Origin of the sequence: Pseudomonas sp. MYb185 (assembly GCF_002979975.1) — a bacterium.
Lineage (GTDB): Bacteria > Pseudomonadota > Gammaproteobacteria > Pseudomonadales > Pseudomonadaceae > Halopseudomonas.
Genome location: NZ_PCQD01000011.1, coordinates 12,775 through 27,315 on the forward strand (window position 1 = coordinate 12,775; position 14,541 = coordinate 27,315).

Sequence of the window (14,541 nt, forward strand, 5' to 3'; positions counted from 1 at the left end):
CGATGCGTGTCTCCCGCTTCTACCTGGATGCACCGCTGGCCGAAGGTGAACAGTTGCTGGACGGCGATCTGGCCCATTATGTCGGCCGGGTATTGCGCCTGGGCCCCGGCGCGCCGGTGCAGATCTTCAACGGCTCCGGGCAGGAATGGCCGGGCGAGGTGCTGGAGGCGGGCAAGCGCCAGGTGCGCATCGCCCTCGCCGCCCCGGTGGCGGGCCTGGCCGAATCACCACTGCAGGTTCATCTGGGCCAGGCCATGTCCCGGGGCGAGCGCATGGACTGGGCGATCCAGAAGGCCGTGGAACTGGGCGTGGCGCAGATCACCCCGCTGGTCACCGAACGCTGCGAGGTGCGGCTGCAGGGCGAGCGTGCGGACAAGCGCCAGCAGCACTGGCAACAGGTCGCCATCAGCGCCTGCGAGCAATGCGGCCGCAGCCGGGTGCCGGTGGTGAACGCGCCCATGGCGCTGACTGACTGGATGAGCAACCTGCAGGCCGAACTGAAGCTGGTGCTGCACCACCGCACCGAGCAGGAGCTGGGCAGCCTGGCGCGGCCCACCAGTCTGGGGCTGCTGATCGGCCCGGAAGGCGGCCTCAGTGCAGCGGAGATCAGCCAGGCCGAAGCGGCAGGCTTCCAGGCCGCCCGCTTTGGCCCACGGGTATTGCGCACCGAGACCGCTCCCGTGGTGGCCCTGAGCATCGCCCAGCAATTGTGGGGTGATTTCTGAACCTGCGGTATTTTGCATCGGCTGCGGTTGATTGACCGTGTCCATCGGCTTGGGTAATGTTCAGCCGTTTTTCCATCCACTATCACCACCGAGGTAGCTCCCATGGCCCGAAAAAAAACTGCAGTCGATTTCGAGCAATCGCTGGGTGCTCTGCAAACCCTGGTTGAACGGCTGGAAAGCGGCGACCTGAGCCTGGAAGAATCACTCAGCGCCTTCGAGCAGGGCGTGGCCCTGACCCGCGAGTGCCAGCAGGCGCTGACCCAGGCCGAACAGAAGGTATCGCAACTGCTGGAGCAGGATGGCCAGTTGAGTACAGCGCCCTTTGAGGGCGATGACCAATGACCGACTTCGAGCAGTATCTCAAGACCTGCCAGGCACGCATCGATCACTACCTCGAACAGCAACTGGGCAATGGCCTGCCACGGCTGGAACGGCTGTACGCCGCCATGCGCTACAGCGTCACCGGTGGCGGCAAGCGCATTCGCCCGATCCTCACCTACGCCAGTTGCGAGGCGTTCGGCGCCAGCGACACACCGGTGGATGTGGCCGCCAGCGCAGTGGAGCTGATCCATGCCTACTCGCTGATTCATGACGACCTGCCGGCGATGGACGATGATGACCTGCGCCGCGGTCGTCCGACCTGTCACCGCGCCTTCGACGAGGCCACGGCGATCCTCGCCGGTGATGCACTGCAGGCACTGGCCTTCGAGTGGATCAGCCAGACCAGCAGTTGGCAGGCAGATACCCGGCTGCGCATGACTACCCTTCTGGCCCGGGCAGCCGGCCCGCAGGGCATGGTCGGCGGCCAGGCCATAGACCTCGGCGCGGTGGGCGAGCAACTGGACCAGAGCACCCTGCAGGACATGCACCAGCGCAAGACCGGCGCACTGATCCGCGCCAGCGTACAGCTCGGCGCGCTGGCCAGCGAGCGGGCCGACACCGACCAACTGGCGGCCCTGGAAAGATATGCAGACTGCATCGGCCTGGCCTTCCAGGTGCAGGACGACATTCTCGATGTGGAAAGCGACACCAGTGTGCTGGGCAAGCAGCAGGGCGCCGACCTGGCCCGCGACAAGCCCACCTACCCCGCCATGCTCGGGCTGGATGGCGCCCACCGGTTGGCGCATTCGTTATGCGACCAGGCGACCGCCGCCCTTGAGCCGTTCGGTGACGATGCCCAGCGCCTGCGACAGATGGCCCGCTACATAGTGGAACGCCGATTCTGAGCACCAGTTCGTCTTGTCGGTACAGGCGGTGTTGGGCTAATCACCCTCATCGGTTAAACTGCGCCCTTGTTTCCTGCCGCCCCCAGCGGCAATCAGAGCCCTTGTTCGATGCCTAGCACCTTCCACGAAATACCCCTTGAACGTCCGTGCACACCTCTGCTGGACAGCCTCGACAGCACCGCACAGCTGCGTGAACTCGATGCGGCGCAGTTGCCGGAGCTGGCCGATGAGCTGCGCCTGTTCCTGCTCTGGAGCGTTGGTCAGACCGGCGGCCACTTCGGTGCCGGACTCGGGGTAATCGAACTGACCATCGCCCTGCACTACATCTATCACACGCCGGAAGACCGGCTGCTGTGGGACGTCGGTCACCAGGCCTATCCGCACAAGATTCTCACCGGGCGCCGCGAGCAGATGGCCACCCTGCGCCAGAAAGATGGTATTTCCGCCTTCCCCCGGCGCAGTGAAAGCCCCTACGACACCTTCGGCGTTGGGCATTCCAGCACCTCGATCAGCGCCGGCCTGGGCATGGCCATCGCCTCCCGCCTGCAGGGCCTGGACCGGCGTACCGTGGCGGTCATCGGCGATGGCGCCATGACCGCCGGCATGGCCTTCGAAGCGCTCAACCACGCCGGTGAGGTGGATGCCGACATGCTGGTGGTGCTGAACGACAACGACATGTCGATCTCGCACAATGTTGGCGGGCTGTCCAATTACCTGGCCAAGATTCTCTCCAGCCGCACCTACTCGCACATGCGCGAAGGCAGCAAGAAAGTGCTGTCGAAGATTCCGCCAGCCTGGGAGCTGGCACGCAAGACCGAGGAGACCGCCAAGGCCATGCTCGCCCCCGGCGTGCTGTTCGAGGAACTGGGCTGGAACTACATCGGCCCGATCGACGGCCACGACCTGCCGACCCTGGTCACCACCCTGCGCAACATGCGCCAGCTCAAGGGCCCGCAGTTCCTGCATGTGGTCACCCGCAAGGGCAAGGGCTTTTCCCCGGCCGAGGCCGACCCGATCGGCTACCACGCGATCACCAAGCTCGAGCCCAAGCCGAGCAGCAACGGCCAGAGCAAACCGCGCTACTCGAACATCTTCGGCCAGTGGCTGTGCGACATGGCCGAGGCCGACGCACGACTGGTCGGCATCACTCCGGCAATGAAGGAAGGCTCCGACCTGATCGCCTTCAGTGAACGCTTTCCGCAGCGCTATTTCGATGTCGCCATCGCCGAACAACACGCCGTCACCCTGGCCGCCGGCATGGCCTGCGAAGGCGCCAAGCCAGTGGTCGCCATCTACTCGACCTTCCTGCAGCGCGCCTATGACCAGCTGATCCATGATGTCGCGGTACAGGATCTGGACGTGCTGTTCGCCATCGACCGTGCCGGGCTGGTTGGCGAGGACGGACCGACCCATGCCGGCAGCTTCGACCTGAGTTACCTGCGCTGCATCCCCAACATGCTGATCATGGCACCGGCGGACGAGAACGAGACCCGGCAGATGCTCACTACCGGCTTCCTGCACAACGGCCCCGCCGCCGTGCGCTACCCGCGCGGCACCGGGCCGGGTGTGCCGGTCGATCCGGCCTTGCAACCCCTGCCGATCGGCAAGGGCGTGATCACCCGCCAGGGCGAGCACGTGGCGATTCTCAACTTCGGCACCCTGCATGCAGACGCCCTGACCGCTGCCGAGTCGCTGAACGCCACGGTGGCCAACATGCGCTTCGTCAAGCCGCTGGATACCGAGCTGCTGCAACAACTGGCCGACAGCCACAGCCTGCTGGTGACCCTGGAAGAAAACGCCATCATGGGCGGTGCCGGCAGCGCGGTGAACGAATGGCTGCTGGCCCAGGGCATCCAGCTCCAGGTACTCAACCTCGGCCTGCCCGACCTGTACATCGAGCATGACAAGCCGGCCCGCATGCTCGCCGAGTGCGGCCTGGATGCCGCCGGCATCGAGCGCGCCATTCGTCAGCGGCTGTCCGCCGACCACTAATAGCGGTCAGGCGCAACGTGGGTGGCTACCTCAGCGCCCCGTTGCAGCACTGGATTGCCACGCCACTACGTGGCTCGCAATGACGAGTGCCTGGCTTGTCCATGGCGTTTCCATGCCACCTCATCCGTCATTGCGAGGACGAAGGACGAAGCAATCCACCGGCACGGAGCCTGTATCCGCACGGGTTCCCACTCCGGCATAATACCCCTTTGAATTTTCCGGGCATAAGCCATGTTCTTCAGCAACGAGCGCCTGCAATTCTTCAAGCCGCTGACCAGCAAGTACCGTGAGCAGATCGTCGAATGCCTGCGCCTGCTGCACACGCGGCTGTACAGCGCCAGCGCCGACTATGGCGAATCACTCAAGCGCGAGCAGGTGGTGGATGTGTTCTGCGAAGCACTGCAGCGCGCGCCCTTGCTCGAAGGTGACGACGAGGAGCATGGGCGCTTTCGCAACAGCCGCGAGCAGGCAGGCTGGATTCTCAACAATCTGGTCGAGCATGGCTGGCTGGAACGCCAGGTCGACCAGGCCACCTTCCAGTCCACCTACCCGTTCAGTCGGCTGGGGCGATTGTTCACCCAGTCGCTGACCGAGGCGGTCAACCACAGTGTGCGTACCCGCCACCGCAATACCCGCAACACCCTGAATGCGCTGTCAGCATTCGCCGAGCGTGGCGAAGTCTATGACCTGCTGGATGCCCACGAGTATTCCGAGCGCATCATTGCCGATTTCACCGATATCATCGCCGAACTGGAAGAGCGCAAGCGCCAGCTGGTACGCGAGGTGGAGGACCGGCAACTGGTACAGGAAGCCAGCGATCAGTTCTTCGAGTTCATGGAAAAGCGCTTCCAGCCCGACCTGGCCATCCGCCTGTCCGCCGATAGCGTCGAACGCCACCGCGAGCACTTGCTGCAGCAGATCGAGCGCATCCGCCGCATGCCCGACACCTGGAAGGCCCAGGCCGAACGCGAACTGCGACGCCTGGCCCCGGATATGGTGATCGACCAGCGCAGCTCGGTGCTCTGGCGGCTGCTCGACAGCATCGACAGCCGCCTGCGCAACGCCGCCGACATCATGCTGCCGGCACTGCGCAAGACCCTGCAGAGCTTCACCCAGCGCGCCGACATCATCATCCGCCAGCTCAGCTACCTGCATAGCCAGCAGCACACCGATATCGTCGGTCTGTGCCGCGAGCTGGCCGGCCTGCCGCAGGAGCAGTTGAATGCCCGCCTGGATGCCGCTGGCCAGGACATGGCCAGTGTCAACCTGACCCTGGTCGATCCGGGCCAGGTGCGCCTGCGCGAGCGCCAGCAGCGCCCACCGGTGCATAGCCTGATGCAGGACCCCGGCATCCCCGATGACGACACCCTGCATGACCTGGCCGTGCAACGCTTGCTGGACCAGGCGTTCAACATCAATGCCGGCAGCCTGCGCGACTATCTGCATGCGGCGCTGGGCGAGAAGCGCCGGATCGACAGCCGCGACCTGCCGATCAACAGCGCCGGCGACCTGCTGGCGGCCAGCCACCTGATCGAACTGGCCGGCGCCGAGCATGCCGCCCGCGGCCTGCGGGTACGCATCGAGCGCAGCGGCGAGATCCTGCGCGACGAACCCTACTTCAGCCGCCGCGACGGCTTCATTATCGAACTGGAACCCAACGACCATGCGTGACGCATTGGAAGCCCGACTGGGCGAACTCGGTGTCAACAGTGCCGACTTTTCCGAGCTGATGATCCGCCTGCTGGACCGCGGCGTGCTGTGCCGCGACGAGAGCAAGCGCGAGGCCGAGCTGTATGACCGCTTCCTGCAGGTCCGCGAGCTGGTGGAGGACTACCTGGCAGTGCTGCGTATCCGCCTGCTGCATGAGCCCCGCTTCAACCTGCTGCGCATCTTCCCGCCCGGTGCCGAAGTGCCTGGTATGCCCGATGCCGACGACGAGCCGGGCAGCGGCCTGCGCCAGCGCCTGAACCAGCAGGAAGTAGCACTGATCCTGGTGCTGCGCGCCGAATACGACAAGGCCCTGCGCGAAGGCCTGCTCGACGAGCAGGGCCAGGCGATGCTGTCGCTGGAAGCACTCAACCTGAGCAGCCGCAACCTGCTCGGTCGCAGCCTGCCGGAAAGCCTCACCGAACGTCAGACCCTGCTGCGCCGCCTGCGCCAACTGCGCCTGATCCGCAGCCCCAGCGATGCCGAGCTGGACAATGGCGAAGCCTGGCTGACCATCCGCCCCGGCATCATCAGCCTGGTGACCGATAGCGTGCTGAGCCAACTGAGCCGCCAGGACGCCGATCACGATTCCGCACAAGAGACGCCCTGATGTACCTGAAACGTTCGATTACCGTCAACTGGGGCAACCTGCCGGTCGAAGAGCTGGAATACGGCCCGGTCAACCTGTTCTCCGGAGGCAACGGCTCCGGCAAGACCACCGCCGCCGATGCCCTGCAGACGCTGATGACCGCCGCCCATGACAACCTGTTCAACTACAACCCGGGGCAGGACGAAACCACCCAGCGCGGGCGCGGCGGCAAGCAGGTGCGTACCCTCGCCTCCTATGTACTGGGCTGCGACGATGGCGCCTATGCCCGGCCCTGGGATACCGATGGTTATATCGCCGGCGTGTTCCACCCGACCCGGGGTGAAACCGGCGAACCCTTCACCGCGGTGATCGGTGTGCGCGCCCATCTGGACAACGCCGGTAGCAGCCGTCAGGCGCGGCAGCACGAATTGCTGCTGATGATAGTGCCCGACGAGATGCTATCGCTGTCGCACTTCGTGCGCGACGGCGAAGACGGTCGCCATGTGGTCCCGGTGACCGAACTGCCGACCCTGCTGCGCCGCCAGTTCGGCAAGACCGGGGTCGAGGTCTATGAGCGCAAGAGCGCCTATCTCGCCCGGTTGTATGGCGCCCTGCGCGGGCGCAGCGATGCCGTTCCGGTACGCGAGGCCAAGAATGCCGCACGTACCTTCGCCAACTTCATGGCCTACAAGCCAGTTCGCTCGATCGACCAGTTCGTCGCCGAGGAAGTGCTGGAAGCCCGCGACTTCGGCGACACCATCCGCCGCATCCGCGACCTGCTGCGCACCGTGCACGGCATGGAGCAGGAAGCCAGCCGCGTACGCAACGCAGTCGAGCAACTGCAGCAGGCCCGCGGTCAGGCCGACCAGTACCTGGATATCTGGCTGGAGCGTACCGGGCTGGAATACGCCGCCGCCGCCCAGAGCTGGCGGCACAACCAGCAGCAGTACCTCGGCGCCAAGGAAGAACAGCAACAGCTGGCGGCGCAGCTGGCCGCCAGCACCGATGAGCAACACCTGACCAGCGAGCGCCTGGAGCAGGCCCACCATGAGCTGGTGCAACTGGAAGCCCGGCGCCAGGGTATCCCGGCGCTGCATTCCCGGGACCAGTTGCAGAGCCGGCAACAGCAATTGCACGGGCAGCTGCAGGCCGGGGTGACCCCGCTGCTGGAGCAGGCCCGACAGCGCGACCGCAACGTCGAGGCGCTGCAGCAACTGCAGCAGTTGCTGACCCAGCACAGCCTCGGCATGGAGCTACCGCAGCTCACCGGTCGCAGCTGGCGCGACCTGAGCCAGGCGGTACTCGCCGCCGAGCAGCAACCCGTGGCCGACCTCAACCAGTTACTGGCCCGCGACTGGATCGACCTGACCCCGCTGGATGCCGGGCTGGATGCCATTCATGCCCAGCAGCACTGCCACAACCAGTTGGCCACCCGCCTGCAGGAAGCGCTGCCCGAGGGCATCAGCCTGTTGCAGAAAGTCGACCGCCTGGGCCAGGAGCGCAGTGCCAGCCTGACTCAGGCCGAGCGCCAGATCAGTCATATCGAGCAGCAGATCAAGGGCCTGCAAGCCAGTCGGGTAAGCTATCCCGGTTACGTGGAAGACGCCCTGCGCGCCATCCGCCAGCAATGCCCGCAGGCCGACCCACGGGTACTCTGCGACTATGTCGACGTACTCGATCCCGACTGGCAGATGGCGATCGAGGGCTATATCGGCGGCAGCCGTTTCGCCATCCTGGTCGAACCGCCATTCGAGGCCGAAGCCATCCGCATCGTCCGCCAGCTGAGCAGCCGCGAACGCAACCGCGCCCGGGTCATCCAGGGTGACAAGGCGCGCCAGGATGCCGAACGGATCAGCCTGCCGGAAGACTCCATCCTCAAGGTCATGGGCTTCGGCCACAAGATCGCCGAATACTATCTTCGCGCCTCCTATGCCAGCGTGCTGCGCGTCGAGGACGCCGAAGCCCTGCGCCGCACCCGGCGCGGCATCACCCGGGAAGGGCTCGGCTCAGGCAACTACGCCCTGTTCCGCTGCGATATCGACGACGCCCAGCTGGTCTTCGGCGCCGGCGCCCGCGAGCGCAACCTGCAGGCGCAGCAGAAGCAGCTGGAGCAGCTGCAGGTCCAGCGCCACAGCCTGCGTCAGCAACAGCAGGGGCTGCAGCAACTGGCACAGTTGCTGGCCCAGATCCGCCCGCTCGACTACGCCGCCTGCGCTGGCAACCTGCTCGAGCAGCAGCGCCAGCTGCGCGAGGTGGAACAGCAGCTGAGCAGCCTGGATCTGGGCGAGCACCATGACCTGGAGGATGAACAGCAACGGGTCAGCGAACGCCACCGCCAGCTCCAGCAACGCCAGCGGGAACTGGTGGAGCAGCAGGGCCGGCTGGATGAAAAGCACCATCAGGTCAGCCAGCGCATCAAGCAACTGGCCGATCAGAGCGACACCCTGCTGGAGCGCAAGGATCAGGCCGAACAGCACCTGCTGGAGGCCGCCGGCAAGCTGGCGGGCCAGGATCCACAGGCGCGCCTGGAACAGCTCGACGACATGCTCGACCAGAGCCACGGCAAGTTCGATTTCGCCGCCGACAGTGCCGCCCTCACCGCCCGCCTGCATCAGCAGGCGATCGCCCTGGAGCGTGCGCTGGAACAGTACAACCAGCAGGCCCAGCCCGCGGACAGCCTGCTGCATGACAGCGCCGAGCCGCTGCACAGCCTGGGCTTCTATGAACACATCGGCGGCCTGCGCCTGCAGCTCGACAACCTGTACAACCGCCTGCGCAACAACGTGCTGCTGGAAAAGCAGAGCCAGCTGGCCAGCCTGCGCGACAGCTTCAACACCACCTTCGTCAGCGATCTGTGCCATGAAATCCACCAGGCGATCAACGATGGCCGGCGGGCACTGGAACAGCTGAACCGCGAACTGGAGCACCACCAGTTCGGCGCCGACCGCGAGCGCTTCCAGTTCGACTGGGACTGGCTGCCGGAATACCGGGAATACTGGGAGTTCTTCCAGGAGGTGATGACCCTGCCGAACCTCGGTGACGGCACCAGCCTGTTTGGCGACAGCCTGTCGGCGCAGGCCGCCGAGGTCCGCGACCGCCTGCTGTCACTGCTGCTCGATGGCGACGAGCAACAGGCGCTGCGTGAACTGGAACGCATCAGCGATTACCGGCGCTATCGCCGCTACGACATTCTCAAGCACCCGCAGGGCAAGCCAGCGATCCGTCTCAGTGAATACGGCACCGGCTCCGGCGGTCAGCTGGAGACCCCGGCCTACATCATCCGCGCCGCGGCGGTGACCAGCGCCTTCCGCTTCAACGAAGGTGACAGCCATCTGCGCATGGTGATCGTCGACGAGGCGTTCATGCACATGGACGAGACCCGCTCACGGGAAGTGATCGGCTACCTGACCGAGACCCTCGGCCTGCAGCTGATCTTCATCATGCCGACCAGCAAGGCCGGTCCCTTCCTCGACCTGATCAGCAACCAGTTCGTGTTCAGCAAGGTGCCCGCAAGCCAACCGGTGGGCGAGCTCAACACCCGGGTGCTGCTCGACCGCCAGCAGCTCAACCGCGAACGAGTGGCCGAGCTGTGGGCCCAGCACCGCCGGGTCATCCGTCAGCAGGGATTGCTGGACTTCATGGAGGTGGTGTAACCGGGCATAGGGGCCAGAGGGCTACGGCGTCATTGCGAGTCCGTAGGGCGAAGCAATCCATGAGCACCGCGCCCTCGCCAACACTGGATGGCCAGCCCCGTGGATTGCCACGCTGCTACGCAGCTCGCAATGACGCGGATAGAAATATCAGCCATGAGGCGGCGATCAACGCCTTGACTATGCATCATTGGACTACGGCTTAACTGCCCCGCTTGCCGGGCCGCTGGTCCTTGATGCTCAGCAGGTTGTGTTCGCGCCGGAGGGTAAACAGCCCTATGCCTTCCACCAGCTCGCTGAGCTTGCTGTAACCATAGTTGCGTGGGTCGAACTCCGGCATCTGCTTGGTGATCTGGCTGCCCACGGGCCCGAGACTGGCCCAGCCGTCATCGTCGGCAGTCGCATCGATGGCCTGGCGGAACAGATTGCACAGCTTGGCATCCTGGCGCAGTTCCTGGCTGCTGCGGCGGCGAATACTGCCCTGGTTGCCTGCTGACTCGGGGTGCTCTGCCACATCGGGCTGCAGAAAGATTTCGGTGTAGATGAAACGGTCACAGGCGGCCACCAGCGGCTTGGGCGTCTTCTGTTCGCCGAAACCGTAGACCGCCTTGCCGGATTCGCGCAGGCGCGCGGCCAGGCGGGTGAAGTCGCTGTCGCTGGAGACCAGGCAGAAGCCATCGAAGGTACCGGTATACAGCAGGTCCATGGCATCGATGATCATAGCGCTGTCGGTGGCATTCTTGCCGGAGGTATAGGCGAACTGCTGGATGGGCTGGATCGAATGCTCCAGCAGATTGGCCTTCCACTTGCCCAGCCCCGGTGTGGTCCAGTCACCGTAGATGCGTTTGACGCTGGCCACACCGAGCTTGGCGACTTCTGCCAGCAGACCTTCGACGATCGCCGGGTTGGCATTGTCTGCATCGATGAGTACCGCGAGGCTGTCAGCCTTTCCGTTTCCGATCATGTCCCACTCCCTTGCAGGGGCTGGCGCCATGATTACGCGGTGCCAGCGGCGGTTATCTGAAGCGCTGTGATGGCGGCCGATACAGCAGCATGGCCCCCTGGCTGGCCAGTACCAGCAGCACCAGGGGTACTGCTTCCATGGTGCAGACATAGTGCAGCATGCCGATCCAGCCGGGCAGCTTGGCGTTGGTCAGGCCCAGCAGTTGGTTATGGTGCAGTCGATTCCATGCCGACTCGGCCTGGCTGTCGTCACCCAGGGCGTCGACCTGCAGCAGCGCCTGCTTGTAATGGCGGAAGCGCCAGACGGTAAGCAGCAGGGTCAGCAGACCGGCTATGAACAGCGGAACGCCGACGCTGGCATAGGCACCGCCATCACGATCATGGAACAACCATACCACGGCGATTGGCAGGATCAACGAAGCCAGGCACTGCATGCGCCAGTTGCGGCGCATGGCCTGCCAGTGGGGGCGTGCATCAAGCATCATTCTGCCTCGGCCTGGTGAATGGTACCCAGCAGATGGCCGAGCTTACCGGCCTTGGTCGCCAGGTAATTGCGATTGAACGGGTTGAGACCGGTCTTCAACGGGATGCGCTCGGCCACGGTAATGCCGAAGTCTTCCAGCGCCTTGACCTTGCGCGGGTTGTTGGTCAGCAACTTGAGGCTGGTGATACCCAGGTGCGCCAGCATCGGCTTGCAGATGGCGTAGTCACGCTGGTCGGCGCCAAAGCCGAGCAGTTCGTTGGCTTCGACGGTGTCGGCGCCGCCATCCTGCAGATGATAAGCGCGGATCTTGTTCATCAGGCCGATACCCCGGCCTTCCTGGCGCAGGTACAACAGGGCACCACGGCCTTCCTCGGCGATCGCCTTCAATGCCGCTTCCAGCTGGAAGCCGCAGTCGCAGCGCAGGCTGAACAACGCATCGCCGGTAAGGCATTCCGAATGCAGACGCCCAAGCACCGGCTGGCCATCGCTCACATCGCCCATGGTCAATACCACGTGCTCCTTGCCCGTACCGGGCTCGAGGAAGCCGTGCATGGTAAAAGTGCCCCACTTGGTAGGCAGTTGGGATGACGCAACAAAGGTGACTGACACGCTGTCTCCTGTACACCACGCTGTAAGAGGGTCGCTATCTTAGCAGGACATGGGCCTGCCAGTCAGCGCCGATATGCCAGTGCATTTCCGAAGCCACAGTGCCTGTACCAGATCATTGGTTACAGCAGCGCCAGCAGCCACTCTGCTATCAGCAGTACCACCAGCGCCATGCCGCCGGCCAGGATGTCATCGAGCATGATGCCCAGACCACCGCTGACGCGCCGGTCGGCCCAACCGATCGGCCAGGGCTTCCAGATGTCGAACAGGCGGAACAGCACGAACCCGGCCAACAGCCATAGCCAGCCGGTCGGCGCCAGCCACAGGGCAATCCACACGCCGACGAACTCGTCCCAGACGATACCGCCATGGTCATGCACCCCCAGATCCGCTGCGGTGCGGTGGCACAGCCAGATCCCCAGCAAGGTGCTGATCACCAGCACCAGTGCATAACCGCCCGGTGGCAGTTGCTGCCACAGCAACACGAAGGGGAGCGCCACCAGGGTGCCCCAGGTGCCCGGTGCCTTGGGCAATGCGCCGCTGCCGAAGCCGAAGGCCAGGAAGTGAATCGGGTTACGCCAGACCGACGGCGGCGTGGGCGAGTGGGATTCAGCCATCGGCGGACTCCTTGAAATGTTGGTAGCCGCCAGCGCCGGCGACAGGTTGACCATCCAGCCAGACGCCGGCCCCGGCCTGGGCCCGGCCGATCACGCTGACCGGCCAGCCCTGCTGACGCCAGTGGTCGAGCTGACCTGCCTGCTGCGCAGGCAGGGTGAACAGCAGTACATAATCATCACCACCGCGCAGCATCCATGCCTGCCGCTGTGCCGCTGGCCAGGCCAGCAATGCCGTGGAACAGGGAACGTCCTCACTGCACAGGTGCAGCGCCAGCCCGCTGGCGGCAGCCAGATGCCCGGCATCCTGCAGCAGACCATCGGAAACATCCAGGCCCGCCGAGGCCACGCCGGCCAGCGCCAGGCCCAGCTCACACTGGGCGCGCGGGCGCCAGAAGCGTGCGCGCAGATAGTCCCGCTCGGCCGGGCGCAGCGCCTGCGGCAACACCTGTTCCGTCACCACGGCGAGGCCGCCGGCACCATCCCCCAGCGGCCCACCGACGCACAGCAGATCGCCCGGCTGCGCTCCGCTGCGGCGCAGCGCCTGCCCCACGGCTACCTCACCGAAGACACTGATGCCGATATTCAGCGGACCCCGGGTAGTGTCGCCGCCGATCAGGCTGATGCGATGATCGACAGCACATTGCGCCAGCCCGTCGGAGAAGGACTGCAACCAGGGCTCATCAATCTCGGGCAGGGTCAGCGCCAGGGTGAACCCCAGTGGTCTGGCAGCCATCGCCGCCAGATCACTGACCGCCACGGCGAGTGCGCGATAGCCCAGATCGTCAGGGGCGTATTGCTCAGGAAAGTGCACACCCTGCACCAGACTGTCGGTGGATATCACCCACTGACAGCCCGGCGCCGGTTGCAGCAAGGCGGCATCGTCACCGATGCCCAGGGCGACTGCCGCATGACCACCGGCCTGCTCCAGCACAGAACGCTGGAAGTAACGGCCGATCAGTGCGAATTCGCCCAACGGCATGGCAGCGGCCTCCGCGGTGGCTCAACGCCCCCGGCGGGACGCATTCACTTCGACACTGCGCAGGCGCGGGGCCAGCTTGTCGAGGATGCCATTGATGTATTTGTGGCCATCGGTGGCGCCAAACACCTTGGCCATCTCGATACCTTCGTTGATCACCACCTTGTAGGGCACATCGACACGGTGGGTCATCTCGAATACACCGATGCGCAGAATCGCCAGCTCGATCGGATCGACCTCATCCACCGCGCGGTCGAGCACCTGGGCCAGGTGCCCGTCGATCTCGTGCAGGTTCTGCGGCACGCCCAACAGCAGCTCGCGGAAATAGGCACCATCGGCACTGTCGAAGTCGTACTCGGCATCGCTGCGCAGCTGCGCTTCGATATCCGACAGCGCCTGGCCGGCCATCTGCCAGGAGTACAGCGCCTGCAGAGCCAGACTGCGCGCCTTGCGCCGCATGGCGCTGCGCGACTGTCCGCCGGAGCGCTTGGGTTTTGCGTCGTGGTCGGCCACTTAGGCCTCCAGCTGCTTGAGCACGCTGACCATTTCGATTGCCGACAGCGCCGCCTCGGCACCCTTGTTGCCGGCCTTGGTGCCGGAACGCTCGATGGCCTGCTCGATGCTGTCCACGGTCAGCACGCCGAAGGCAACCGGAATACCGGTGTCGAGGGACACGGCACCGACGCCCTTGACGCACTCGCCAGCGACATATTCGAAGTGCGGCGTACCGCCACGGATGACTGCACCCAGGGTGATGATGGCGTCGAACTGCTTGAGCTCGGCAACCTTGCGCACCATCAGCGGGATTTCAAAGGCACCGGGAACCCGCACGATGGTGATGTCGGCTTCCTTGACTCCGTGACGCTTGAGGGTGTCGACAGCGCCGTCGACCAGGCTTTCAACCACGAAGCTGTTGAAGCGGCCAACAACCAGGGCATAGCGACCCTGTGCAGCGACGAAGTCGCCTTCGATGGTACGGATAGCAGTCATATCAATCTCTCTTAAA

General features: G+C 64.9%; 14 protein-coding genes. 7 read left to right on the top strand and 7 right to left on the bottom strand.

Annotated elements, in window-relative coordinates:
• Positions 1-2 precede the first annotated feature (2 nt).
• The 7 genes from CQ007_RS15170 (at position 3) to CQ007_RS15200 (ending at position 9,892) form a co-directional block, all read left to right on the top strand.
• The gene (locus CQ007_RS15170) at positions 3-725 is read left to right on the top strand and encodes a 16S rRNA (uracil(1498)-N(3))-methyltransferase (RefSeq protein WP_105646688.1); all 723 of its coding nucleotides are present in this window, start codon (positions 3-5) and stop codon (positions 723-725) included.
• Between the two features lie 102 nt (positions 726-827).
• On the top strand, positions 828-1,067 hold the full coding sequence (locus CQ007_RS15175; RefSeq protein ID WP_105646689.1) for an exodeoxyribonuclease VII small subunit: 240 nt from the start codon (positions 828-830) through the stop codon (positions 1,065-1,067).
• Positions 1,064-1,951, top strand: a complete 888-nt coding sequence (locus CQ007_RS15180; RefSeq protein WP_105646690.1) for a polyprenyl synthetase family protein — start codon at positions 1,064-1,066, stop codon at positions 1,949-1,951. The genes CQ007_RS15175 and CQ007_RS15180 overlap by 4 nt, the downstream gene beginning before the upstream one ends.
• A gap of 108 nt (positions 1,952-2,059) precedes the next feature.
• The gene (dxs, locus tag CQ007_RS15185) at positions 2,060-3,943 is read left to right on the top strand and encodes a 1-deoxy-D-xylulose-5-phosphate synthase (RefSeq protein ID WP_105646691.1); all 1,884 of its coding nucleotides are present in this window, start codon (positions 2,060-2,062) and stop codon (positions 3,941-3,943) included.
• Positions 3,944-4,174: 231 nt separating this feature from the next.
• On the top strand, positions 4,175-5,614 hold the full coding sequence (locus tag CQ007_RS15190; protein ID WP_105646692.1) for a Wadjet anti-phage system protein JetA family protein: 1,440 nt from the start codon (positions 4,175-4,177) through the stop codon (positions 5,612-5,614).
• Entirely contained in the window at positions 5,607-6,260 is a 654-nt protein-coding gene (locus CQ007_RS15195; protein ID WP_105646693.1) for a DUF4194 domain-containing protein, read from the top strand. Before CQ007_RS15190 ends, CQ007_RS15195 begins: the two co-directional genes overlap by 8 nt.
• Positions 6,260-9,892 (top strand): ATP-binding protein, encoded by a 3,633-nt coding sequence (locus CQ007_RS15200; RefSeq protein ID WP_105646694.1) that lies wholly within the window; start codon positions 6,260-6,262, stop codon positions 9,890-9,892. Before CQ007_RS15195 ends, CQ007_RS15200 begins: the two co-directional genes overlap by 1 nt.
• A 199-nt stretch (positions 9,893-10,091) precedes the next feature.
• Here CQ007_RS15200 and CQ007_RS15205 read toward each other — a convergent pair whose 3' ends face one another.
• From CQ007_RS15205 to ribE, 7 genes are all read right to left on the bottom strand, one after another.
• The gene (locus CQ007_RS15205; protein WP_105646695.1) at positions 10,092-10,853 is read right to left on the bottom strand and encodes an NYN domain-containing protein; all 762 of its coding nucleotides are present in this window, start codon (positions 10,851-10,853) and stop codon (positions 10,092-10,094) included.
• A gap of 52 nt (positions 10,854-10,905) precedes the next feature.
• Positions 10,906-11,334, bottom strand: coding sequence for a hypothetical protein (locus CQ007_RS15210; RefSeq protein ID WP_105646696.1), 429 nt, complete (start codon positions 11,332-11,334; stop codon positions 10,906-10,908).
• Entirely contained in the window at positions 11,334-11,945 is a 612-nt protein-coding gene (ribA, locus tag CQ007_RS15215; RefSeq protein WP_105646697.1) for a GTP cyclohydrolase II, read from the bottom strand. Before ribA ends, CQ007_RS15210 begins: the two co-directional genes overlap by 1 nt.
• A 119-nt stretch (positions 11,946-12,064) precedes the next feature.
• Positions 12,065-12,559 (bottom strand): phosphatidylglycerophosphatase A, encoded by a 495-nt coding sequence (locus CQ007_RS15220; RefSeq protein ID WP_105646698.1) that lies wholly within the window; start codon positions 12,557-12,559, stop codon positions 12,065-12,067.
• The gene (gene thiL / locus CQ007_RS15225) at positions 12,552-13,532 is read right to left on the bottom strand and encodes a thiamine-phosphate kinase (protein ID WP_105646776.1); all 981 of its coding nucleotides are present in this window, start codon (positions 13,530-13,532) and stop codon (positions 12,552-12,554) included. Before thiL ends, CQ007_RS15220 begins: the two co-directional genes overlap by 8 nt.
• 27 nt (positions 13,533-13,559) lie before the next feature.
• A complete protein-coding gene (gene nusB / locus CQ007_RS15230; RefSeq protein ID WP_105646777.1) occupies positions 13,560-13,994 on the bottom strand; it encodes a transcription antitermination factor NusB in 435 nt (144 codons plus the stop codon).
• A 54-nt stretch (positions 13,995-14,048) separates the two neighbouring features.
• A complete protein-coding gene (ribE, locus tag CQ007_RS15235; RefSeq protein ID WP_105646699.1) occupies positions 14,049-14,525 on the bottom strand; it encodes a 6,7-dimethyl-8-ribityllumazine synthase in 477 nt (158 codons plus the stop codon).
• Positions 14,526-14,541: the final 16 nt, after the last annotated feature.